The 21,491-nt window shown below is 39.6% G+C and carries 27 protein-coding genes; 21 read left to right on the forward strand and 6 right to left on the reverse strand.

The annotated features are described in order from the left end of the window. Positions 1-44: 44 nt before the first annotated feature. The 11 genes from gspG (at position 45) to nfuA (ending at position 7,809) form a co-directional block, all read left to right on the forward strand. Positions 45-497, forward strand: coding sequence for a type II secretion system major pseudopilin GspG (gspG, locus tag ED622_RS18340; RefSeq protein ID WP_122036496.1), 453 nt, complete (start codon positions 45-47; stop codon positions 495-497). 26 nt (positions 498-523) lie between these two features. Then, positions 524-1,123 carry a type II secretion system minor pseudopilin GspH gene (gspH, locus tag ED622_RS18345; RefSeq protein ID WP_122036749.1) on the forward strand — a complete coding sequence of 200 codons (600 nt, stop codon included), beginning with the start codon at positions 524-526 and terminating at the stop codon, positions 1,121-1,123. Continuing rightward, a complete protein-coding gene (gene gspI / locus ED622_RS18350) occupies positions 1,113-1,490 on the forward strand; it encodes a type II secretion system minor pseudopilin GspI (RefSeq protein WP_122036497.1) in 378 nt (125 codons plus the stop codon). The genes gspH and gspI overlap by 11 nt, the downstream gene beginning before the upstream one ends. Beyond that, positions 1,477-2,154, forward strand: coding sequence for a type II secretion system minor pseudopilin GspJ (gene gspJ / locus ED622_RS18355; protein ID WP_122036498.1), 678 nt, complete (start codon positions 1,477-1,479; stop codon positions 2,152-2,154). The genes gspI and gspJ overlap by 14 nt, the downstream gene beginning before the upstream one ends. Then, a complete protein-coding gene (gene gspK, locus ED622_RS18360; RefSeq protein ID WP_122036499.1) occupies positions 2,154-3,194 on the forward strand; it encodes a type II secretion system minor pseudopilin GspK in 1,041 nt (346 codons plus the stop codon). Before gspJ ends, gspK begins: the two co-directional genes overlap by 1 nt. Next, positions 3,163-4,425 carry a type II secretion system protein GspL gene (gene gspL / locus ED622_RS18365; protein ID WP_122036500.1) on the forward strand — a complete coding sequence of 421 codons (1,263 nt, stop codon included), beginning with the start codon at positions 3,163-3,165 and terminating at the stop codon, positions 4,423-4,425. Before gspK ends, gspL begins: the two co-directional genes overlap by 32 nt. Beyond that, positions 4,425-4,910 carry a type II secretion system protein M gene (locus tag ED622_RS18370; RefSeq protein ID WP_122036501.1) on the forward strand — a complete coding sequence of 162 codons (486 nt, stop codon included), beginning with the start codon at positions 4,425-4,427 and terminating at the stop codon, positions 4,908-4,910. Before gspL ends, ED622_RS18370 begins: the two co-directional genes overlap by 1 nt. A gap of 2 nt (positions 4,911-4,912) precedes the next feature. Next, positions 4,913-5,674, forward strand: coding sequence for a type II secretion system protein N (locus ED622_RS18375; protein ID WP_122036502.1), 762 nt, complete (start codon positions 4,913-4,915; stop codon positions 5,672-5,674). Positions 5,675-5,683: 9 nt separating this feature from the next. Further along, on the forward strand, positions 5,684-6,235 hold the full coding sequence (gene nudE, locus ED622_RS18380; protein ID WP_122036503.1) for an ADP compounds hydrolase NudE: 552 nt from the start codon (positions 5,684-5,686) through the stop codon (positions 6,233-6,235). A gap of 5 nt (positions 6,236-6,240) precedes the next feature. Further along, positions 6,241-7,059 (forward strand): 3'(2'),5'-bisphosphate nucleotidase CysQ, encoded by an 819-nt coding sequence (gene cysQ, locus ED622_RS18385; RefSeq protein ID WP_122036504.1) that lies wholly within the window; start codon positions 6,241-6,243, stop codon positions 7,057-7,059. A gap of 165 nt (positions 7,060-7,224) precedes the next feature. After that, positions 7,225-7,809 carry a Fe-S biogenesis protein NfuA gene (nfuA, locus tag ED622_RS18390; protein WP_122036505.1) on the forward strand — a complete coding sequence of 195 codons (585 nt, stop codon included), beginning with the start codon at positions 7,225-7,227 and terminating at the stop codon, positions 7,807-7,809. 93 nt (positions 7,810-7,902) lie between these two features. On the opposite strand, the gene recG is transcribed toward nfuA, so the two are convergent. Beyond that, a complete protein-coding gene (gene recG / locus ED622_RS18395) occupies positions 7,903-9,984 on the reverse strand; it encodes an ATP-dependent DNA helicase RecG (RefSeq protein ID WP_122036506.1) in 2,082 nt (693 codons plus the stop codon). A 16-nt stretch (positions 9,985-10,000) separates the two neighbouring features. Further along, positions 10,001-10,333, reverse strand: a complete 333-nt coding sequence (locus ED622_RS18400) for a DUF2500 domain-containing protein (RefSeq protein WP_122036507.1) — start codon at positions 10,331-10,333, stop codon at positions 10,001-10,003. Positions 10,334-10,655: 322 nt separating this feature from the next. On the opposite strand from ED622_RS18400, the gene ED622_RS18405 reads away from it, so the two are divergent. After that, complete coding sequence (locus ED622_RS18405) at positions 10,656-11,021, forward strand: DUF4145 domain-containing protein (protein WP_122036508.1); 366 nt, start codon at positions 10,656-10,658, stop codon at positions 11,019-11,021. Positions 11,022-11,868: 847 nt separating this feature from the next. Continuing rightward, entirely contained in the window at positions 11,869-12,111 is a 243-nt protein-coding gene (locus ED622_RS18415; RefSeq protein WP_122036750.1) for a YecH family metal-binding protein, read from the forward strand. Between the two features lie 71 nt (positions 12,112-12,182). Here the strand turns inward: ED622_RS18415 and ED622_RS18420 are convergent, their stop codons facing one another. From ED622_RS18420 to rsmD, 3 genes are all read right to left on the reverse strand, one after another. Next, on the reverse strand, positions 12,183-12,776 hold the full coding sequence (locus ED622_RS18420; RefSeq protein ID WP_122036509.1) for a YhgN family NAAT transporter: 594 nt from the start codon (positions 12,774-12,776) through the stop codon (positions 12,183-12,185). A 140-nt stretch (positions 12,777-12,916) separates the two neighbouring features. Next, positions 12,917-13,189, reverse strand: a complete 273-nt coding sequence (locus tag ED622_RS18425) for a DUF1145 domain-containing protein (RefSeq protein WP_122036510.1) — start codon at positions 13,187-13,189, stop codon at positions 12,917-12,919. After that, on the reverse strand, positions 13,190-13,792 hold the full coding sequence (rsmD, locus tag ED622_RS18430) for a 16S rRNA (guanine(966)-N(2))-methyltransferase RsmD (RefSeq protein ID WP_122036511.1): 603 nt from the start codon (positions 13,790-13,792) through the stop codon (positions 13,190-13,192). Between the two features lie 70 nt (positions 13,793-13,862). Here rsmD and ftsY point away from each other — a divergent pair, with 70 nt between their 5' ends. The 6 genes from ftsY (at position 13,863) to glpG (ending at position 19,442) form a co-directional block, all read left to right on the forward strand. Beyond that, positions 13,863-15,131 carry a signal recognition particle-docking protein FtsY gene (gene ftsY, locus ED622_RS18435; protein WP_122036512.1) on the forward strand — a complete coding sequence of 423 codons (1,269 nt, stop codon included), beginning with the start codon at positions 13,863-13,865 and terminating at the stop codon, positions 15,129-15,131. A gap of 3 nt (positions 15,132-15,134) precedes the next feature. After that, entirely contained in the window at positions 15,135-15,803 is a 669-nt protein-coding gene (gene ftsE / locus ED622_RS18440; RefSeq protein ID WP_005421376.1) for a cell division ATP-binding protein FtsE, read from the forward strand. Then, positions 15,796-16,752, forward strand: coding sequence for a permease-like cell division protein FtsX (gene ftsX, locus ED622_RS18445; RefSeq protein WP_122036513.1), 957 nt, complete (start codon positions 15,796-15,798; stop codon positions 16,750-16,752). Before ftsE ends, ftsX begins: the two co-directional genes overlap by 8 nt. A gap of 219 nt (positions 16,753-16,971) precedes the next feature. Beyond that, positions 16,972-17,832 (forward strand): RNA polymerase sigma factor RpoH, encoded by an 861-nt coding sequence (rpoH, locus tag ED622_RS18450; protein WP_122036514.1) that lies wholly within the window; start codon positions 16,972-16,974, stop codon positions 17,830-17,832. Between the two features lie 440 nt (positions 17,833-18,272). Continuing rightward, positions 18,273-18,596, forward strand: a complete 324-nt coding sequence (gene glpE, locus ED622_RS18455) for a thiosulfate sulfurtransferase GlpE (RefSeq protein WP_122036515.1) — start codon at positions 18,273-18,275, stop codon at positions 18,594-18,596. A gap of 6 nt (positions 18,597-18,602) precedes the next feature. Further along, positions 18,603-19,442 carry a rhomboid family intramembrane serine protease GlpG gene (gene glpG, locus ED622_RS18460; protein WP_122036516.1) on the forward strand — a complete coding sequence of 280 codons (840 nt, stop codon included), beginning with the start codon at positions 18,603-18,605 and terminating at the stop codon, positions 19,440-19,442. A gap of 84 nt (positions 19,443-19,526) precedes the next feature. On the opposite strand, the gene ED622_RS18465 is transcribed toward glpG, so the two are convergent. Then, positions 19,527-19,937: a flagellar basal body-associated protein FliL gene (locus ED622_RS18465; RefSeq protein WP_122036517.1), complete on the reverse strand. Its 411-nt coding sequence runs from the start codon at positions 19,935-19,937 to the stop codon at positions 19,527-19,529. Positions 19,938-20,058: 121 nt separating this feature from the next. Here ED622_RS18465 and ED622_RS18470 point away from each other — a divergent pair, with 121 nt between their 5' ends. Both ED622_RS18470 and ubiA read left to right on the forward strand, forming a co-directional pair. Next, positions 20,059-20,598: a chorismate lyase gene (locus ED622_RS18470; protein WP_122036518.1), complete on the forward strand. Its 540-nt coding sequence runs from the start codon at positions 20,059-20,061 to the stop codon at positions 20,596-20,598. Then, positions 20,598-21,455 carry a 4-hydroxybenzoate octaprenyltransferase gene (ubiA, locus tag ED622_RS18475; protein WP_122036519.1) on the forward strand — a complete coding sequence of 286 codons (858 nt, stop codon included), beginning with the start codon at positions 20,598-20,600 and terminating at the stop codon, positions 21,453-21,455. Before ED622_RS18470 ends, ubiA begins: the two co-directional genes overlap by 1 nt. The last annotated feature ends 36 nt before the right edge of the window (positions 21,456-21,491 follow it).

A 21,491-nucleotide genomic window follows, 5' to 3' on the forward strand; every position in this document is an offset into this window, starting at 1 on the left:
TTCTTTTTATTAATATATTGATTTTTAATCTCAGGAGTCATTCCATGCAAGTCAATTCAGCTCAACGTAAACAAGGTGGCTTCACATTGTTAGAAGTGATGGTTGTTATCGTTATTCTTGGTGTTTTAGCAAGTTTAGTCGTACCAAATTTACTTGGTAACAAAGAGAAAGCCGATCAACAAAAAGCGATCACTGATATCGTGGCATTAGAAAATTCATTGGATATGTACAAGTTAGATAGCAGTGTTTATCCAACCACAGACCAAGGTTTAGAAGCATTAGTATCTAAACCAACGTCAAGTCCTGAGCCTCGTAATTACCGCGCTGATGGTTATATTCGTCGTTTACCAAATGACCCATGGGGTAACGAGTACCAATATCTAAGCCCTGGCGATAACGGCACAATTGATATCTTCTCATTAGGTGCAGATGGTCAAGAAGGCGGTGAAGGTGCCAATGCTGATATTGGTAACTGGAACATGCAAGACTTTCAATAAGTGATAAGCGCTAAATAAAAACAATGATGAAGATAAAACGTGAGGTTGGGTTTACCCTAATCGAAATTATGTTGGTATTGGTACTGCTATCGGTCAGTTCGATGGCAGTAATTATGAGCCTTCCTGATAGTCAAGATGATCAAATGGAAGAACAAGCCTCACGTTTTTATCAGTTAGTTCAGCTTCTCAATGAAGATGCTTTGCTCAATGGGATGGATTACGGCATTTACTTTAATCAAGAGCGACAAGAATATCGCTTTATGCAATTAAATGTCGATGGTTGGCAGCCAATGGAGCAAAGTCGCTTTTTTACCGAAGTAAAAATGGATGACTCATCCGTAGAATTTGAGATGGAGCTAGGTGGTTCAGCATGGGCTGATGATGATCGCTTATTTGAACCGGGTTCCCTATTTGATGAAGAGATGTTTGCTGATCTCGAAGAAGACAAAAAACCAATTCCTCCGCAGGTGATGGTGCTATCAAGTGGCGAAGTGACGCCTTTTATAGTGACTTTTTTTCCTGAAAATGAACGCGGTAATCTCGATGATAAAACGTGGGAAGTTAAAGCCGATGAGTCTGGTTTGATCCGTTTATTTGCTCCGGGAGATGAACGAGATGAAGAGTAACTTTTCTTTACGAAGAACCAAGCAAGGCATGACCTTATTGGAAGTGTTAGTGGCGCTTGCTATTTTTGCGACCGCAGCCTTGAGTGTATTAAGAGCGGTAACTCAGCATATTAATACCTTAGGTTATTTAGAAGAAAAGACGTTCGCAGGAATGGTGGTAGATAATCAAATGGCATTGATGATGTTAGATAAGCCACCAACATCGACCAAAAAGGGTGAAACAGAGTTGGCTGGTCAAACATGGTATTGGACCATCGCTCCGGTAAAAACAACCTCTGATATTTTAAAGTCAGTGGATGTATCGGTATCGACCAGTAAAGATCAACAATCCCCATTAATTACGGTACGAACGTATGTTGCGCCATAACTCTTCTCGCTGCTCAGTCAAAGGGTTTACGCTGATTGAAGTGATGGTAGCCATTGCGGTTTTTGCCACCTTGAGTTTTTCAGCGTATCAAGTGGTGAACCAAGTTCAGCGCAGTAATGAATTATCCCTAGAAAAGAGTGAGCGCATTAAGCAACTTCAACGCAGCTTGGTCTTTTTAGATAACGATTTTCGTCAAATTGTTGCTCGTCCATTTCGCACCAATGGTGAAAAAGTGTCAGATAAATTATTGTCTGCCGATGAGTATTTATTGGACTCTGAATCTCAAGGTATTTTATTTGTACGTTTAGGATGGAAAAATCCACAACAGGCTTTTCCTCGTGGAGAGATAACTAAAGTTGGTTATCGTCTAGTTGAAAATATCATTGAGCGTTTGTGGTGGCGTTATCCGGATACTCCGGTAGGACAAAAACCCGTTGTTACCCCGTTAATCGATGGGGTTGAAGAGCTTAAGTTTGAATTTTATGACGGCAAAAAATGGTTGAAAATATGGGATGTGAAAAACCAATTGCCTAAAGCCACTAAGATTATTATTACTTTTAAAGATTATGGCGATGTTGAGCGTATTTATTTAACCTCAGGATTTAAAGTAGAAGAAAATTCAGATCAAAACGGTGACGCATCACAAGAACAAGGTGAGTCATAATGGGAAATAAAAAAGTGCATTTAAGTCGCCACTCAAAAAAACAGCAAGGCGTTGCACTGATCGTAGTTTTGTTATTACTCGCCATTATGGTGACCATTGCGGCTCAAATGTCTGAGCGCTTGTTTATTCAGTTTCATCGGGCGCAGAATCAAGTCAATCATCAGCAGGCTTATTGGTACTCAATAGGGGTTGAAGCATTGGCGAAGGCGGGCATCGAAGAGGCGTATAAAGATGGTGACACCATTAATTTGAGCCAAGCATGGGCTACAGAAGAAACGAGCTACCCACTTGATTACGGCGAAGCCTTTGGTGGGGTGAAAGATAAACAAGCGTGTTTTAATTTGAATGCATTGAGCAGTGTGAAACCGAGTAGTGATCCATCTCAGCGTCCATTTTTAGTTAAAGTATGGATGAACTTATTAGAATCGGTTGAGGTTGAAAATTACCTTGCAGAAGTCATTGCGGATTCTACCTGGGAGTTCATGGATGAGAACGACACGGTTCAATCTATCTCAGGTGTTGAAGACAGTACTTATCAATCGTTTAAACCTGCCTATTTAGCGCCAAATGGTTGGATAGGCGATGCCAGTGAGTTACGAGCAATTAACGGGGTAACGGCGCAAGTGATTGAGGCCGTTTCACCTTTGGTATGTGCGATACCAAGCAGTAATTTTTATTTAAACGTAAATACCTTAGCACCTGAAAATGCCAATATTTTAGTGGCTCTGTTTTCTCCTGGGTTAAGCGAAGAGAATGCTCGAGAAGTATTAGAAAATAGACCTTTTGATGGCTGGGCTAGTATTGATGATTTTTTAGCGGAAGGGGCAATAAGCCAAGTTGACGCCAATACACGCAAGCAAGCAAAACCGTATTTATCGATAGATAGTCAGTTTTTTGAGTTAGATGCTCAAGTATTAGTAGAAGATTCGCGCGTACGTGTGCGTTCTTTATTACACAGTAGTGATAAAAAGGTGGTGAACGTTGTCCGTCGCCAGTATGGAGGAATGAATGAGCGAACATCTGATACTAAGGCTGAATAGTCAGCCGTCAGATCCCATTCAATGGATAGTCTGGTCACCAGAAAATAAAGAAGTGATAGCGTCTGGAGAGTTAAGCTCTGCGGAAGAGTTACCATCGTTATCGCAATACAGCGATCAGCGTACCGTCTCAGCTCTATTGCCTAGCAGTGATGTGTTATTGCGAGAAGTGGTGATACCTGAAGGGGCGGCTCGACAATTTTCGTCGATGCTGCCTTTTATAGTTGAAGACGATTTAGCTCAAGATGTCGATGATTTACATATCGTTATTTTGAAGAAAACCAACAAAATGGCTCAGGTTGCCATTGTTGAACATCAAAAAATGGTGAAATGGTTAGGGCAACTTAGTGAGGCTGGAATTCAAACTAAGCGTTTCTTACCTGATGTATTAGCGTTGCCTTTTCACCAAGATGGAACAACCATGGTTGAGCTTAATCAACAATGGCTGTTGCGTTTTAGTGAGTATCAAGGCGCGATTGCGGAATCTGAGTGGCTACCAATGCTATTGGAGGGGCTCGTTATCAATAGCGCTAAATCAGTTGTCGATACGGAAGAACAAGATACTGAAACAGAGGATGTAGAAGACTCAAAGAGTTATGTTCTTCATAGTTATTCGCCTTGTGAAATTAACGTTGCGAATACCAAGCATATAAAAGAGACGCCAGAGTTAGTGATGCAATTACTGGCTGAAGGGACTCTTAGCTCTAAAGTGAATGTATTGAGTGGTAAGTATCGTCCTCAATCTTCATGGCGCAAGCATTGGCGTATCTGGCAGAAAGTAATTTTGGCTTTTGGTTTAGTTATGGTGGCTTTTGTTGCTCAACATATTACTGAAGTACAAAAACTGGAGCAGCACAGTATTGCGCTTCGAACTGAAAGCGAACGAATTTTTAGAGATATTTTCCCTGGTAAACGTAAGATCCCAACGGTGAGTTATTTAAAATCTCAAATGAAAAACGAAGAAGCACGCTTACAAGGTGGTTCGGGTGGGGATGATTTATTGGCTTGGATGGCAGAGCTTGCACCATACTTAGCAAAAGTGCCTCAAGTGAAATTACAAAGCCTAAAATTTGATGGCAAACGAGATGAACTGCGATTGCAAGCCAGTGCGTCAGATTTTCCTTATTTTGAAAAATTGACTTCAGAGTTAAGTGCTAAATTTGAGGTTGAGCAAGGCCAACTGAATAAAAACCAAAACCAAGTATTTGGTGCGATTGTTATTAGGAGAAAATAATGAAAGCCTTTACGACATGGTGGCAAAGTATCTCACCAAGAGAACGAATTTTGGTTAGTGGTGGCAGTGTTGCGTTATTGATTGCTGTTATTTATTGGGGAGGTATTAAGCCATTAAATGATCGAGCAGAATTAGCGCAGAATCGGATTAACAGTGAACGCAGTTTATTAACTTGGGTGCAAAAGAAAGCTGATACGATTGTGACACTTCGCGGTGGAGCATCAGGAGGATCGCAAGTGGCGAACCGTCCTATGAACCAAGTGATCCCAAGCAGTACGCGCCAATTTCAAATTGAGTTGATCCGTATGCAGCCTCGTGGCGAGCAAATGCAGGTGTGGGTTAAACCTCTGCCTTTTAATTCATTAATTAATTGGTTGGCGTATTTGAGAGATACCCAAGGCATTCATGCTCAGTTTTTAGATTTAAATAAAACCGATGTAGAAGGTATGGTTGAAGTAAACCGCCTTCAATTAAGTAGAGAGTGATCATGAAGTTTAAATTACTAATCGCAACGGTCTTCTCTACCTTTTTTACCGCCAGTGCATTGTTGCACATACCAATTCAGTGGGTTATTAAGCAAGCACCTACTATCAGAGGATTGGCATTAACGGGGTTATCAGGCACGCCGTGGAAAGGCCAAGTTGATTCACTATCATGGCAACGAGTGAACTATGGGCAATTACAATGGCAGATAGATCCAATGGCTATACTAAAAGGACATGCGGTGTTTGCGGTGCGTTTTGGTCGTGGTAGCGAATTAGAGTTGCGCGGTAAAGGCACGGTAGGTTATAGCGTATCAAAAGGGGCGTATGCTGAAAATATGGTGGTATCACTTCCTGTCGCCAGCATTATGAATAAAGTACCAATGGCGTTACCTGTGTCTTTACAAGGGCAAGCCGAACTCAATATTAGTTATTTTCAACAAGGGCAACCTTGGTGTAAACAAGCAACGGGTGAGGTAGTTTGGTCTGCGGGTAAGATTATTTCTCCTTTAGGTAACATAGATCCTAATACTGCCATTGCTGATGTCACTTGTGTGGATAACAAGATAACCTTGATCAGTAAGCAATCATCAAAAGATGTGGGCAGCCAGTTCGATGTGGTGCTTAATCCAAATCGTTCTTATCAGGTTAAGGGTTGGTTCAAACCTGAGGAAAACTTCCCATCTAGCTTAAGAAGCCAACTTAAATGGCTAGGCAAGCCTGATTCAAAAGGGCAATATAAAGTAACTTATTCAGGACGTCTGTAAGGAAATACAATGGCTAAAAAACAATTGCCGACAATTTTAGATAAACGCATTGAAGCAAAATCAAAGTTGTTTTGTATTGAATCGGTAGATTTACGCTTCTCTAATGGGGTTGAGCGTACCTATGAACGAATGAAACCGAGTGGTCGTCATGCCGTTATGATGGTACCTATTACTGAGCAAGGCGATCTACTGTTAGTGCGAGAGTACGCGGTGGGAACTGAAAGCTATGAATTAGGGTTTCCAAAAGGCTTGATCGACCAAGGGGAATCTCCGCTAGAAGCGGCAAATCGTGAATTAAAAGAAGAGATTGGTTTTGGTTCTGAGAAGTTGACTCCATTAAAAGAGTTGGTTCTCGCTCCCTCTTATTTTTCAAGTAAGATGACGTTATTTGTCGCTCAAGGTTTATACCCTGAGAGATTGGAAGGTGATGAGCCAGAACCATTAGATATTGTTCGATGGCCTTTAGCTCAAGCCTCTGAGCTTTTACATCACCTTGATTTTTCAGAAGCAAGGAGCATCAGTGCGCTCTTGCTTGCTCAACAATTTTTATCTAAGGAGTAATATTGATGGATTCAACACTTTCGCACCTACTTCCTGAAGTGATCAATATTGCACGTGCATCAGGTCAGCTTATTCTCGATATTTATGAGAAGGGTGATTTTGAAGAGTTTACTAAGTCAGATGAAACACCAGTGACCAGTGCTGATTTAGCGGCACATAAGTTAATCATGGAAAAGTTGGCTCAATTGACGCCTGATATTCCTATTTTATCAGAAGAAGATGCGGATATTGCTTTAGCGCAACGAGCACAATGGAATCGCTATTGGTTGGTAGATCCTCTAGACGGCACTCAAGAATTTATCGCTCGCAGTGGGGATTTTGCAACGGTTATCGCTTTGGTTGAAAATAATCGTCCTGTGATGGGCGTGGTTTATGGTCCAGTTTCGGGTGTTACCTATTATGCTTATGAAGGGAAAGGAGCGTGGAAAATTCCAGATATGGATGAAAGCGTTCGTATTAGCACTCTTAAGCATGAAGAAGAAAAACAGCCGATAGCCATCGCAATTAGTCGTCGTCAAAATATTAATAATATTACCCGTTGTATGAGTGCTGAATGGAATTACGATTTAGTCCCTCTTGGCTCTGCGGCATTAAAAGCCTGTCTTGTGGCTGAAGGGGCGGTGGATTGTTATTTACGTTTAGGTCCGACAGGTGAGTGGGATACTGCGGCAACACAGTGCATTGTTCAAGAAGCGGGTGGTCGTATTTTATCGACAGAACTTGAAGCACTCTCTTATAACGAAAGAGAATCATTAGAGAATCCTAATTTTATTGTGTTAGGTGATGAAAACTTACCTTGGAATACGATCTTAACGTGCAAATAATTAGAGCCAATCTTGATAAATAGATTATTAAGATTGCTATACTGCTAGTAGGTAGCTCTAAACAATTTGATTTTAAAAGAACTCGACTCGAAAAGAATTCTACTCGAAAAAAATTGTGTTTCAGAGTACAATCCTTAATCATACTAATTTAGTCAGGTATTACTTGTGTCTTCAATCAATATTACTGAAAGTGCTCAAGAGCATTTTGCAAAACTTCTGGTACAACAGCCAGAAGGGACAAACATCCGTGTATTCGTGGTTAATCCGGGTACTCAAAACGCAGAGTGTGGCGTATCTTATTGTCCACCAGAAGCAATCGAAGCGAATGATACTGAGCTGAAATTTGAAAAATTATCAGCGTATGTTGATGAGTTAAGCTTACCTTTTCTTGAAGATGCTGATATCGATTACGTTACTGACAAGATGGGCTCTCAATTAACATTGAAAGCACCAAACGCAAAAATGCGTAAAGTAAACGATGATGCTCCTTTATTTGAACGTGTTGAATACGCAATTCAGACTCAAGTTAACCCACAGCTTGCTGGCCACGGCGGTCACGTTAGTCTGATGGAAATCACTGAAGCAGGTATTGCAATTGTTCAGTTCGGTGGTGGTTGTAATGGTTGTTCAATGGTAGATGTGACTCTAAAAGAAGGCATCGAAAAAGAATTGCTAGTTCAATTTGAAGGTGAACTAACCGCAGTTAAAGATTTAACTGAACATGATCGTGGTGAGCACTCTTATTACTAAGCGTTTAGCTTAATCAACGAGTTAAAAAGGTGAGTAGGTACTCACCTTTTTTGTGTCTGTTACTCTTGGCTCCTAGAATGAAAGCCATGATTTTTATGCATTTGAGTAGATGTCTCGCTCACCTAACCAACGAAGAATAATCGCTTTAGCATTGGTCGGGTAATTATCATGTAAATGACGTGCAATGCGTTGTACTTCAGGAATTAAATGCTGATCTCGAACCAAGTCTGCAATTTTAAAATCAGCCAATCCGGTCTGTTTTGTCCCCAATAATTCACCCGGGCCTCGGATCTCTAAATCTCGTTGGGCAATCACAAAGCCATCATTACTTTCACGCAGAACACTCAATCGCTTTTGAGCTGTTTTAGAGAGTGGAGAGTGGTACAACAGTACACAGTGACTAGCAACAGAGCCACGACCGACTCGACCACGTAGTTGGTGCAGTTGGGCTAAACCAAGACGTTCAGGGTTCTCGATAATCATTAAGCTTGAGTTAGGAACATCAACCCCGACTTCAATAACCGTAGTAGCCACTAACAAATGTAATTTACCTTCTTTAAACTCCTGCATGATCTGCTGTTTTTCTTTTGATTTCATTCGACCATGGACTAAGCCAATATTCAGCTCGGGCAGCTGCAGTCGTAACGTATCAGCCGTATCTGAGGCGGCTTGAGCTTCAAGTACTTCGGAGTCATCAATTAAAGTACAAACCCAGTAGGCTTGTCGTCCATCGTTCACACAGGCGCTTCTTACTTTATTGACGATTTCATCGCGTCTTGTATCAGGCAAAGCAATGGTTTGAATTGGCGTTCGACCTGGTGGAAGCTCATCGATGACTGAGGTTTCTAGATCTGCATACGCCGTCATGGCTAAGGTTCTTGGAATAGGCGTTGCTGTCATGATCAACTGGTGTGGGTAAGCACCGTCTTTCTCGCCTTTCTCTCGTAGCTCTAGACGTTGATCAACCCCAAAGCGGTGCTGTTCATCAATAATAACCAAAGCAAGGTGGTGGAACTCAACGTGCTGTTGAAATAGGGCGTGAGTGCCCACTATCATCTTGGCTTCACCACTGGCAATACGAGCTAATTCCTTCTCTTTTGCTTTACCGGTGAGCTTTCCTGCTAACCAGCCAACAGGAATTCCCATGCTTTCAAACCAATTACTAAAGTTTACTGCGTGTTGCTCTGCTAATAATTCGGTTGGGGCCATTAGCACTACTTGATATCCATGTTCGAGCGCTTGTACTGCGGCTAAGGCTGCAACGAGAGTTTTACCTGAGCCCACATCTCCTTGAACTAATCGCATCATTGGGTGCGGTTTTGCTAAGTCTTGTTCTATCTCTGCCACAACTCGTTGCTGGGCTCCCGTTGGGGTAAAAGGTAATTGGTCTAATAATTTTTGTTTTAGATTGGTCACAGTAGCCAATGGGAGTGCGTCTTCTTGTTGGCCTTTGCTACGTACCGAAAGCATTGAAAGATTTTGAGCTAACAATTCTTCCATAATTAAACGTTGTTGAGCGGGATGTTTTCCTTCATCAAACGCATCTAGATTAATAGAAGGATCAGGGCGATGAATAATATGCAGTGCTTGATTAAGGGTGATTTGGTTGTTGTACAAGCCTTGAGGTAATAATTCGTTAACGGCGGCTTTATCTAATAGCTCTAAAGCCTGATCCGTCAAACTACGTAATGTATTTTGACGAAGCCCATCAGTGGTTGGGTAAACCGGTGTTAATGTTGCTTCAATATCTAAAGCTTTAGAAGGGGTATGAAATTGGTATTCAGGATGAACAATTTCTAAACCGCTTCCGCCACGTTTAATTTCGCCGTAAGCGTGAACTAATTTTCCTTCACTGAAGCTATTTTTCATACCGGCATTGAAATTGAAAAAGCGCAAAGTAATTGTGCCATTACCATCACTAATTTTAACCAGTAACATTTTACGTTTGCCAAATTGCATATCGCAAGACATCACCTTGCCTTGAACGGCAGCAAATAAACCGGAGTGAACTCGCGCCATTGGATAAACACGAGTTCTGTCTTCATAGCGAAGAGGAAGATGGAAAAGAAGATCTTGAATGGTGACCAACCCAACTTTTTCGAGCTTTTCTGCTACTTTGGCTCCAACACCAGCAAGAGAGGTTAATGGAATCGCAGAAAGCATTGTGTTGGTCATAATTATTGTCCTAGTGTTAATCTCGCTTTAAAGCAAAGTGATGAAATTTACGCCCTTGATAAGTCATTATACCTTTATCTCCTGGATTTAGAGCATGAAAATAGTGCACACCGATTTCAAACTCTCGTTTTGGGCCAAATTTCCCTTTCTGAACGTAAATCCAAAACTCTTGGTCGTCTTCTCCTGGTTGTGTATCTGGGATTTCAATAATCTGTTTATCTAAAATAGTGACTTCTGCTTTCATTTCTGGCGCGTTATCTCCCAAAATAAATTTTGTTTGGAAGCGCTGGAACAGTACGGCAGCAATTAGAATAAATGCGATCAAAATAACGATATAAGTAACAGGCATGATTTGTCCTTAAACTTGCGAGTAATACATATGAACATAAGTATTCTAATCTTCTCTCTATAGATAGATAAGGAGTATTTGTTCAGTTTGTGCGGGTTTTCCCGTTATCTTATAGATATTGCTTGGCTACGTATAAAATGAATTTGGAACTGAGATCTGGCTCGAATACTATTGATTAAATATCTCCTATTATTTTATGAGTTAAGGGATTAAGAGATAAGTCAGGTTTAAAAAGAAATAATCTTAAGGATCGGAAAGAGAAACGGGCGTTAGAGTGGTATAAATACAAAGAGACGTTCAAAACGTAGGATAGGAGAGTGAGATGTCTGACATTGATCTTGTTGTAAAACAAAGTCGAAATATTGAATCGCTTTTAAAGACGCATTATCACGCTGAAGGAAAAGGACTTCACCAACTTATTACTAGTTGTGAGGAGCGTTTGCCTCATGATGTGATTGGAAAATTACGCTTTATTGCAACTATGAGAAATAAGGTAGTGCATGAAGAGGGCTATAAGTTGGAGGATAAGGCGGGCTTCAAAGCAACATGCAAAGATATGACGGATATATTAACGCCTAGAGCCAACCGTTTCTTGTGGAAACTTGTGGGGGCAATTGTATTGCTTTCTACATTAGCATCTTTAGCTATCTATTTGATTCATTGGGATAATATAAAACATTTGTTTTGATGTATTTATTGTAAGCATAAAAAAACGGACGCAAATGCGTCCGTTTTTTTATATAAACTTATTTGAATGTAGATTAATACATCATTGGCAGAGTCATTAGTCCAACAACTACAGCGATCATCATAAGTCCTTGTTTTTGCGATGAAGTAATCATTACCGTTCTCCTTTAATGTATTCTATCATTGCTTGACAAATAGAATAGCACTGTTTTTAGTTGTTGATCAAGTGCTGAATGCTCTAAAGCTTGAAAAAATAACTTTTCTATGACAAAAGTGGCGGTTTACTCGCGTGTTTAGGTGTTCTTTTGTCTGTTGATATTGTGCTTTATTATGTTAATTTATTGGTTGCCTAACTTAAGTTGTTGAAATTAATCGATTTTACTTGCTTTTTAATGGTTTGATAATTAACCATCTATTTTTGTTCTCATTTCACCCCTTATCCTCTAGATGTCACTCTACTATCTATTTTCTGTTTTTTATAAAGTTATATAGAGGCTTTATTATTGAGGTTTATGTTATTAAGCCATTGAATGCTATTAAATTTCACCTAAATCCTATATCTAGTAGGGTTTATTTATTGTTTTTTTTCTATAAATTTATAACTTAATTAAACTATCTTATTGTTAATTAAGGTTTTTACTTTTCTTTTTTGTTGTTTTTATTCTGTTTTTTAAATGTTGCTCACTCTGTTTTCTTGCGGTTTTGGTGTTTTGAGTCTATAGGAAGGAGAAAGGGAGGTTTTATATGGTTATGAAAAAGAACAATCACAATGAAATAGATCGATCGCAATGTTTATTTTATCCTCTTTGATACCCTCTACTTTTACATTTAAAGAAATTAGGCAGGTTATGAAAAAAGACATTCATGGTCACACGGTATTAAATATTTTATTGGATTCTGAAAAGCCCCTTTCTCGCTCGCAATTGGAAGAGATGGTTGAAAGTGAATTTGGTCATGACGTGTGTTTTCATACGTGTAGCCAGCAGGGACTAACATTAACGGAATTGCTTGAATTTCTTTTATCTAAAAAGAAAGTGATTGAGTTGGAGGCTGGATTGACGGCTAACCCTGATCGGATCTGCAATCATTAAGAATGGTGGTATTGATAATAAAAAAGGTCGCATTGACGTGCGACCTTTTTTATTTCAGCATGAATTATGAGTTAGATGTGTGTGAAATAGCTCGTAATACCATCTAAGAACATTTGTACTGAAATCATCAGTAGTAGCATACCCATCAGTCTCTCAATGGCTGCGAGGCCTTTTTCACCGACGATGCGTTGGAATAGTTCCGAGAACATTAAAATAACCGTCGTGACAGACCAAGCCCCGATGAGTGCTAGGCTCCAATCAACCATGCGGTCAGGCTCTTGGTGAGCAAGTAGTAGTAAAGTAGCAAGAATAGAAGGACCGGCAATCATAGGTATTGCCAGAGGAACAATTAAAGGTTCATCGCCAGCACCTAAACTCGCACCTAATCCCCCTTCTGGCGGGAAGATCATCTTTAAGCCAATTAGGAATAAGATAATTGCGCCTGAGATTGAGACGGCCTCTTTTTTTAAACTTAGGAAATTCAGTATCTGTTCTCCCATAAAGAGAAAGGACATCATAATGGCAAGAGCAATAAGAAGTTCTCGAATTAAAATAATACGTCTTCTTTTCTTTTCCACATGTTTAAGAATAGAGGTGAAAACAGGTAAGTTACCCATTGGATCCATGATCAGAAAAAGCATGACTGCTGCGGATAGAGTTTCCATAAATGAGTACCAAAATTAAAATCGTAAGAAATAGGGGGAAGATCATAACATAGATAGTTATCGGGCACGGGGGGATGGAATATATAGAAGCGTAAAAAAGGAGCAATAACTGCTCCTAATTAAAATGATGTAATGATCTGCTATTTATCCATCATGTGTTTTTTTCTGATATCCAGTAAGGCAAAAACCCCGAATATCAGGATTGACCATTTTTCCCATCGACTCATTGAAATTTTATCGCCGAATGCGCCAATGAAAATAAGCATTTGTAAGCCGTGCATCATAAATAAAAATGCAGTCAGAATATAAAGTGCAATCGCGCCTGTTCCAGGGAACGGCATAAATAGGTTAAGTAATAGTATTAGCCAAACAAACCCAATGGCAATTTTGGCTAGAATGATCAATCCTTTCATCTATTCTTCTCTCTCATATAATTTAAAAGTAACTTGTCCAGCGGTCTTATCTCGATGTAAATGCCAATGAGCAGGAACAGGCAAGGCACTGAGCTCTTTCTCTGCTTCAATATATATCATGGCATTTTTCGCTAACCATCCATTATTTTCTAATTTTGTTAATGTTGCTTCTAATAAATCTTTTCTAAAAGGAGGATCGATAAAAATCACATCGAAGGGTGTTGCCGTTTTATCTAAAAAAGTGAGAGCATCGGTATGATGAAGCTCAATATTATCGGCTTTTAAGCTTTCGGCATTTTGTTTTAGTTGTGAATAAGCTTGCTTATTAAGTTCAAGCATTACTACTTGTTCTGCGCCACGAGAGGCCGCTTCAAACCCTAAACCACCGCTACCAGAGAAAAGATCTAAACAGCGAGCGCGTGGAATATCAAGGGCTAGCCAGTTAAAAACCGTCTCTTTTACTCGGTCTGTGGTTGGTCTTAATCCTTCAGCATCATGCACAGGAAGTTTGCGTCCACGCCAGCGTCCGCTGATAATACGAATGCTTCCAGAGCGACCATTTGTACCAGAAGTGCGAGATGAGTGTTGTTTACGTTTAAGCATAGATATTTTGACCGCTCAGAAAGTGATAGTATACGAGAAAATTGTACCAATTTAATTCTAGGATTTCCCAATGACAGGCAAAAAGAAACGCGGATTATTGTCTTGGTTAGGTTTTGGTGATGAAGAAAAAGCCGAACAACCAACAGTAGAACAACAATCAGCACAAGAAGACACTGATACTTTATCTCAAGCACCGTCTCAAGAAGACAGTGTTGTTGAGAGTGTAGTGGAAGACGCTGAACTTGAACAGTCTAAAGAGACTGAAGTAACGTCAATAGAAGTGAGTGAAAAAGAAGAAAGTGACACGACTTCTAATGAGGTAAAAGAAAACACGCTAATAGAGTCTGTTGCTGAAGAGCTTGTTGAATCGAAGGTTGAATCTGAGCCTGTAATTGAAGAAGTGCAGGAAAAGCCAACAGAAAGCTTTTTTGCTCGCTTAAAGCGCAGTTTACAACGCACTAAAGAAAATATCGGTGCAGGTTTCTTTGGTTTATTCAGCGGTAAAAAAATAGATGAAGATCTATTTGAAGAATTAGAAGAGCAGTTATTGATTGCTGATGTGGGCATGGATACCACAGTTAAAATCATTAATAGCTTAACCGAGAAAGCAAGCAAGCGTGATTTAAAAGATGGTGAAGCTTTATATGGCCTATTAAAAGAAGAAATGGCTGAGATCTTAGTTAAAGTGGAAAAACCGTTAGAAATCGATGAAAAAAACATGCCTCATGTGATTTTAATGGTTGGGGTTAATGGCGTTGGTAAAACAACGACAATTGGTAAGCTAGCGAAACAATTCCAGAATGATGGTAAATCTGTCATTTTAGCGGCGGGTGATACGTTTCGTGCTGCTGCGGTTGAGCAACTTCAAGTATGGGGTCAACGTAACGATGTTCCTGTTATTGCACAACACACAGGAGCAGACAGTGCTTCAGTGATTTATGATGCAATTGAAGCGGCAAAAGCACGAAAAGTAGATGTCGTTATCGCGGATACTGCGGGTCGTCTCCAAAATAAGAGCAATTTAATGGAAGAATTGCGTAAAATCGTTCGTGTAATGCAGAAAATTGACCCAACAGCACCACATGAAGTGATGTTAACGCTTGATGCGGGTACGGGACAAAATGCCATTAGCCAAGCCAGATTATTTAGTGATGTTGCGCCAGTAACAGGTATTACATTAACGAAATTAGATGGCACAGCAAAAGGTGGTGTTATTTTCTCTATTGCCGATCAATTTCAAATCCCAATTCGTTATATTGGTGTTGGTGAAGGAATTGATGATTTACGTCCATTTGTGGCGCAAGATTTTATTGATGCATTATTTAGTCGTGAGGAATAACGCGTGATTCGATTTCAGCAAGTGTCGAAAGCCTATCGTGGCGGTCGTCCAGCATTACAAAAAGTAAACTTCCACCTTAATAGAGGTGAAATGGCTTTTTTAAGTGGTCATTCTGGTGCGGGTAAAAGTACTTTGCTGAAATTGATCTGTGCCATTGAACGCCCAAGTGATGGAAAGATCTTATTTAATGGTCATGACATTACTAAGATCTCTAATCAAGACATTCCTTTTCTACGTCGTAATATTGGTATTGTTTTTCAAGATCATAAATTATTGATGAACCGAACCGTATTTGACAACGTGGCACTGCCAATGCGTGTTGAATCGGTGAGAGAGAATGACATTAAACGTCGTGTGTCTGCGGCATTGGATAAAACCGGTTTATTAGATAAAGCCAAAAGTTATCCAATGCAGCTATCTGGTGGTGAGCAACAACGTGTCGGCATCGCAAGAGCGGTAGTAAATAAGCCAATGTTGTTGTTAGCTGATGAACCAACAGGTAATTTAGACCCACAATTATCTCGCCAAGTATTTAATTTATTTGCTGAGTTTAATCGCGTTGGTGTGAGTGTATTAATGGCGTCGCATGATTTGTCATTAATTGGTGGTAATAAATATCGCCGTTTTGATTTACACCAAGGGTGTTTACGTGAGGTTGCAGATCATGGCTAAGCGTAGCAAAGCAAAAAATACTCAAGGGGCATCAAGTGATGGCTTTTGGGCTACTCATAAGAAACAGGCTAAACTTTCTTTTCAAGAGTTATTACGTCGTCCTCTAGGTAACATGTTGACGTTAGCAGTGATTGCGATGTCATTAACGTTGCCATCGAGTATGTATTTAGTCGGTAAAAACTTAACGATGGTTGCTTCTAAGTGGCAAGCACCTTCACAAGTAAGTTTATACTTACAGCAAGAAACATCAGAATCAAAAGTAAAGAGTTTACAATCTGAACTTGAAGGGTGGAAAGAGATTGAAGCCGTTCAATATATTTCACCACAAGAAGGGTTAAATGAGCTGAGTGAGCATTCTGGATTTGAACAAGCGTTAACACTACTTGATACGAATCCACTGCCATCGGTATTGATTGTCTCTCCTAAGAGTGAATGGCAAAGTACAGATAATGTAAATCAGTTAGTCAGCCGTCTTAAACTTCAATCTAATGTGAGTGAAGTGCGCTTAGATGATGATTGGCTACAGCGTTTAGATGCGATTAAGCATGTCGCGGTAGTGGTTGCGACTACCTTGGCGATTTTGATGTTTATTGCTGTTTTCTTAATTGTGGGTAATACCCTACGCTTTAATGTATTAGAGCAAAAAGATGAAATACAAGTAATGAAACTCGTTGGAGCCACCAATACTTTTATTTTACGCCCATACTTATATACAGGAATGTGGTTTGGTTTGCTGGGGGGCTTTGTTGCTTGGCTATTAACCGCGATCATTACCGTAACGCTTAATGGGGCGGTAGATAATGTCGCTGTACTTTACGACAGTGTATTTCGATTGATTGGCCTGACATGGGATGAAAGCTTGTTATTGTTAATGTTATCGTCATTTTTGGGTTTATTAGCTGCTCGTATTTCAGTATTGCGTCATTTAAAAGAGATAGAGCCTGTTTAATAACAAAGATCATATCTACATGAACTAAGATCTTATGAGCCGTTAATTCATTGAATTAGCGGTTTTTTTGTATTCATTTTGTTAAAAGTTGAACTTAGTTAACAGAATTTAGTCCATAAAGTGTGGATAATTTTCCGCCTTTCACTTGCAGTCTGTTTACTTTAAGTACATCATTGCAAGGTTAAGTTAAGTAATACCAAGATATAAATGGGGATTTGAATGTCGAAAGAGATGTATTCAATGGCAGCCGTTTCACAAGATAGTATTGATAGCTATCTGCGTTCTGTTAATAGTTATCCGATGCTAACAGTGACAGAAGAGCGTGAACTGGCTGAGCGTTTACACTACAAAGAAGAAATAGATGCTGCGAAAGAGCTAATTTTATCTCATCTTCGCTTCGTCGTGCATGTTGCTCGTGGTTATTCTGGTTATGGCTTACCTTTGGCGGATCTTATCCAAGAAGGTAATGTCGGTCTTATGAAAGCAGTAAAACGTTTCAACCCTGAAGTGGGTGTTCGTTTGGTTTCTTTCGCCGTGCATTGGATTAAAGCTGAAATTCATGAATACGTGTTGAGAAACTGGCGTATTGTGAAAGTGGCAACCACAAAAGCACAGCGTAAACTGTTTTTTAACTTAAGAAAGAATAAAAAACGTCTTGGCTGGTTTAACAACGGTGAAGTTGAGGCGGTAGCAAGAGATCTTGGTGTATCCCCTTCTGAAGTGAGAGAAATGGAATCTCGTCTTGCTGCGCAAGATTCAACGTTTGAAGCGCCAGCAGAAGATGATGATCGTGATATGGCATTTACTGCTCCCGTTTATTATTTAGAAGATAAGCAATCTGATGTTGCGCATTCTCTAGAAGAAGATAACTGGGAAGATTACACTAATAATCGTTTAGCAAATGCAATTGCTACCTTAGATGATCGTAGCCAGCACATTGTGCAATCTCGTTGGTTAGCGGATGAAAAGGTAACCTTGCAAGAATTGGCTGATACTTATGAAGTGTCTGCAGAACGTATTCGTCAACTTGAAAAGAATGCGATGAAAAAGCTAAAAGACGCCGTTGGTGATGTTTTCTAGTTAAAAAATTAAAAAGAAAGGCTGATCTCGAAAGAGGTCAGCCTTTTTTTTATCTGAAAGTGTTGATCTCATAGTGATGAATACTTGTATGGGTTGATATAATTGCAAGATAGAATCTTGTGTATAAGTAGGGAGTTATCTGTTTAGATCTTCATGATTTAATCTAAAAGCTAGGTGGAGTATAGGTTTAAGTAGCTATTACTATCCACACCTTAAAAAGGATCGTTACTACATGTAGTGGATCCATTTTATTTAATCTACTTTATCAACGTAATCCACAAGCTTTTCCACAGCTGATTAAAAAATAGACACCTTTCTTTTGGCGTAAAAATAATGTGGATAATAACCTTGTGCATAACTTTGTTTAACCCTTACATACTCTGTGTTTTTCTTGTGATTAATCCAGAGTACAATGAAGAAAAATAGAGAGAAAAGTCAAAATGGAACAGTTTCAACATATCTCAGTAGTAGATGCTCAAGAAAAACTACAAAATAAAGATCTTAATGCGGTGATCGTTGATACTCGAGATCCCCAATCCTTTTCACGTGGACATGTGACTGATGCATTTCATTTAACCAATGACACAATTGTTGAATTAATGAATACCGTTGATTTTGAACAACCTGTATTAGTGATGTGTTATCACGGACATAGTAGCCAAGGCGCTGCCCAATACTTAATTAATCAAGGTTATGATGAGGTTTATAGTGTTGATGGTGGCTTTGAAGGTTGGCATAAAGCAGGGTTACCTGTGGAGAAGTAAAATTATATGCAGAGATTAATCGCATTATCTAACCCAAGAGCTGGGCAGGCGTTTATCGATTATATGGCATCGCGCCAAATAGATATTCAAATGATGCCAGAAGGAGACGGCCAGTTTGCATTATGGGTGGTATCTGATGATGCTTATTTGCTGGAAGTTGAATCTGAACTGCACGCTTTTTTAAGTAATCCGAATGATACGAAATATCAATTAGCATCATGGGATATGGCTGATACGCGAACGGCAAAGTTTACTTATGGTTCGCCCGATCTCATGAAAATGATTAAAGCAAAAGCAGGGTTCTTTACTTTATTCATCATGGCGGTTTGTATTGTTATTTTTGCATTGCAGCAATTAGGTTGGAATAATTCGATTTTTCAAGCGTTACATTTTCCCGCAAGCCAAGCGCAGAGCGTTGAAGTGTGGCGTTGGTTCTCTCATGCACTGCTTCATTTCTCTGCTATGCACATCATCTTTAATTTATTGTGGTGGTGGCAATTGGGAGGGGATATTGAATTACGTTTAGGCCGAACGAAGCTGGTTCAACTATTTTTATTCTCAGCGTTGTTTTCTGGTTTAGGGCAGTATTGGATTGAAGGGGCAAATTTTGGTGGCTTGTCTGGCGTAGTATATGCGTTACTGGGGTATTCTTGGTTTATTGGGTGGTTAGATCCAGAGAGAGGAATATCTGTATCTAAACCGATTGTCGGCTTTATGTTGGTATGGATAGTATTAGGGTACGCACAACCTTTCATGGCAATAGCCAATACCGCCCATTTAGCGGGTTTAGTCACAGGTTGTGTTATTGCGGCAATAGACAGTCAGCTGAAAAACGCATCGAAATAGAGATCATAAAAAAATGAGCAAGACATCAACTGTCTTGCTCATTTTTATTTCTATTTAATTTAAGGCGATGAGATCAAATCACTATTACTGATAGATGTATTTAGTGAAGAGTAAATCTACCGCAAGAGTTTTTCCTGTCTCAGCGAGTAAGAGTTCATTGATTGCTGTTAAGCACTCTTTTCTGATCTCTTCTCTACCTGCGAGAGATTTAATTCTCTGCTCAGGCTGTTGGCCTAGAACTTCTACTAATGCATTTCTAATCTGTGGATTGTGATGCTCTAAACTAGGTAATTCACGATTATCGGCCACTAGAATATCAACACGGATTTGAATGTATCCGAGTCTCTTTCCTGCGGTAACAAAGTTTGTTGTTAAGTCTGGAGCTAAAGTAAAGTATCCCATTTGAGGGCTACCTTCTTCTTCAGCAAAAACAGTAGGGGCAAAAAGTTGGCTAATAATTAGCAGTAACCCTACAAATAATGATTTCTTTGTCATTTTCTAATCCATTCGTCAGTCAATTTATTTTATTACTTGTTACAATAGTCGGCAGTTGTGAGAAAAAATTAACCGTTATCTCTCAATATAATCGATATATGTGAGAGATGTTATAGAGAATATGTCAGATATCAATTCTTGGTGTGCTTCAGTACTTAAAAAAGTGCAGTGGCAAGAGGCCGATACCTTCAAGTGTCATAATGAATGGCAGCAATATTGGCTGCTCGGACTAGATTCATTATCACGTCGTTTAGAGCAACATTGCCAAGTGTTGTCTGTATCGGTTTTAGATAATACCCATGTTAATCCAAACGCATTAACCGAAGAAGAAATAGCGCTTCTTAGCGGAGAGGTGTGCTTGCGTCGAAAAGTTATATTAAAAGGAGATCAAGCATCATGGGTCTATGGCCGTACTTTGATCCCATTATCGTCGCTTCAAGACCAACCACACGATTTAACGCGTCAAGGTCATGTTCCTTTAGGTATTACGGTCTTTAGTGCTAAGAGTGTACATAGGGATAAGCTACAAGTTGCAAAAGTCATGACAGAGAGAGGAGAGTTATTTGCTCGCCGCTCTCGTTTATGGATGAATGAAAAGCCAATGTTGGTTGCGGAATTATTTTTACCAAACGCACCTATTTACTCAAAGGAAATGGATTAATGACCAAGTCAAAAGCACTGGCGTTTTGGCAATTAACTCGCATGAATAGACCTATTGGTTCTTTATTGCTTTTATGGCCAACACTATGGGCTCTATTTTTAGCTGCGGATGGATTACCTGATTGGCATGTACTGATTGTATTTGTATTAGGGGTTTTATTTATGCGCTCTGCTGGGTGTGTGATTAACGATTTTGCTGATCGTAAAGTCGATGGCCATGTTAAGCGTACCGCGAATCGCCCGTTACCTTCAGGACTTGTTTCTTCGAAAGAAGCATTAACCCTTTTTGCAGTTTTAGTGGTGTGTTCATTTTTACTCGTGTTAACCATGAATACGCTCACCATTATGCTTTCGGGCATAGGTATTGTACTTGCTGTTGCGTATCCATTTATGAAGCGAGTTACTTACTTGCCCCAATTTGTTCTTGGGTTAGCATTTAGCTGGGCTATTCCTATGGCTTATGCCGCAGAGTCTAATCAAGTACCACCAGAAGCGTGGTTATTGTTTGTGATTAATGCGTTATGGACAATTGCCTATGATACGCAATATGCCATGGTAGATAGAGATGATGACCTTAAGATAGGAATTAAATCAACGGCGATCTTATTTGGTCGTTTCGATAAGCTCATCATAGGCCTACTGCAATTAAGTGTCCTGACGCTATTGATTATTCTTGGTTCTCAGTTAGCACTTTCGAGTGTGTACTATTGGGGAGTGTTAGCGGCGGCAGGTTTTTTTGTTTATCAACAATGGTTGATTAAAGGTCGCGAAAGAGAGGCGTGTTTTAAAGCGTTTCTAAACAATAATTATGTGGGTGGTTTGGTGTTTGCTGCTATTAGCGCAACGGTTCTGATTTAAATTATCTTTATTAAAAAGAAAAGCCAGTATGAGATT

Origin of the sequence: Aliivibrio sp. EL58 (genome assembly GCF_900312675.1) — a bacterium.
Classification (GTDB): Bacteria; Pseudomonadota; Gammaproteobacteria; order Enterobacterales; family Vibrionaceae; genus Aliivibrio.

What these genes read in the sequence shown, in the direction of transcription:
- gspG (WP_122036496.1), top strand. Translation starts at nt 45, where the DNA reads ATGCAAGTCAATTCAGCTCAACGTAAACAAGGTGGCTTCACATTGTTA.
- gspH (WP_122036749.1), top strand. Translation starts at nt 524, where the DNA reads ATGAAGATAAAACGTGAGGTTGGGTTTACCCTAATCGAAATTATGTTG.
- gspI (WP_122036497.1), top strand. Translation starts at nt 1,113, where the DNA reads ATGAAGAGTAACTTTTCTTTACGAAGAACCAAGCAAGGCATGACCTTA.
- gspJ (WP_122036498.1), top strand. Translation starts at nt 1,477, where the DNA reads ATGTTGCGCCATAACTCTTCTCGCTGCTCAGTCAAAGGGTTTACGCTG.
- gspK (WP_122036499.1), top strand. Translation starts at nt 2,154, where the DNA reads ATGGGAAATAAAAAAGTGCATTTAAGTCGCCACTCAAAAAAACAGCAA.
- gspL (WP_122036500.1), top strand. Translation starts at nt 3,163, where the DNA reads ATGAGCGAACATCTGATACTAAGGCTGAATAGTCAGCCGTCAGATCCC.
- ED622_RS18370 (WP_122036501.1), top strand. Translation starts at nt 4,425, where the DNA reads ATGAAAGCCTTTACGACATGGTGGCAAAGTATCTCACCAAGAGAACGA.
- ED622_RS18375 (WP_122036502.1), top strand. Translation starts at nt 4,913, where the DNA reads ATGAAGTTTAAATTACTAATCGCAACGGTCTTCTCTACCTTTTTTACC.
- nudE (WP_122036503.1), top strand. Translation starts at nt 5,684, where the DNA reads ATGGCTAAAAAACAATTGCCGACAATTTTAGATAAACGCATTGAAGCA.
- cysQ (WP_122036504.1), top strand. Translation starts at nt 6,241, where the DNA reads ATGGATTCAACACTTTCGCACCTACTTCCTGAAGTGATCAATATTGCA.
- recG (WP_122036506.1), bottom strand. Translation starts at nt 9,984, where the DNA reads ATGACCAACACAATGCTTTCTGCGATTCCATTAACCTCTCTTGCTGGT.
- ED622_RS18400 (WP_122036507.1), bottom strand. Translation starts at nt 10,333, where the DNA reads ATGCCTGTTACTTATATCGTTATTTTGATCGCATTTATTCTAATTGCT.
- ED622_RS18405 (WP_122036508.1), top strand. Translation starts at nt 10,656, where the DNA reads ATGTCTGACATTGATCTTGTTGTAAAACAAAGTCGAAATATTGAATCG.
- ED622_RS18415 (WP_122036750.1), top strand. Translation starts at nt 11,869, where the DNA reads ATGAAAAAAGACATTCATGGTCACACGGTATTAAATATTTTATTGGAT.
- ED622_RS18420 (WP_122036509.1), bottom strand. Translation starts at nt 12,776, where the DNA reads ATGGAAACTCTATCCGCAGCAGTCATGCTTTTTCTGATCATGGATCCA.
- ED622_RS18425 (WP_122036510.1), bottom strand. Translation starts at nt 13,189, where the DNA reads ATGAAAGGATTGATCATTCTAGCCAAAATTGCCATTGGGTTTGTTTGG.
- rsmD (WP_122036511.1), bottom strand. Translation starts at nt 13,792, where the DNA reads ATGCTTAAACGTAAACAACACTCATCTCGCACTTCTGGTACAAATGGT.
- ftsY (WP_122036512.1), top strand. Translation starts at nt 13,863, where the DNA reads ATGACAGGCAAAAAGAAACGCGGATTATTGTCTTGGTTAGGTTTTGGT.
- ftsX (WP_122036513.1), top strand. Translation starts at nt 15,796, where the DNA reads ATGGCTAAGCGTAGCAAAGCAAAAAATACTCAAGGGGCATCAAGTGAT.
- rpoH (WP_122036514.1), top strand. Translation starts at nt 16,972, where the DNA reads ATGTCGAAAGAGATGTATTCAATGGCAGCCGTTTCACAAGATAGTATT.
- glpE (WP_122036515.1), top strand. Translation starts at nt 18,273, where the DNA reads ATGGAACAGTTTCAACATATCTCAGTAGTAGATGCTCAAGAAAAACTA.
- glpG (WP_122036516.1), top strand. Translation starts at nt 18,603, where the DNA reads ATGCAGAGATTAATCGCATTATCTAACCCAAGAGCTGGGCAGGCGTTT.
- ED622_RS18465 (WP_122036517.1), bottom strand. Translation starts at nt 19,937, where the DNA reads ATGACAAAGAAATCATTATTTGTAGGGTTACTGCTAATTATTAGCCAA.
- ED622_RS18470 (WP_122036518.1), top strand. Translation starts at nt 20,059, where the DNA reads ATGTCAGATATCAATTCTTGGTGTGCTTCAGTACTTAAAAAAGTGCAG.
- ubiA (WP_122036519.1), top strand. Translation starts at nt 20,598, where the DNA reads ATGACCAAGTCAAAAGCACTGGCGTTTTGGCAATTAACTCGCATGAAT.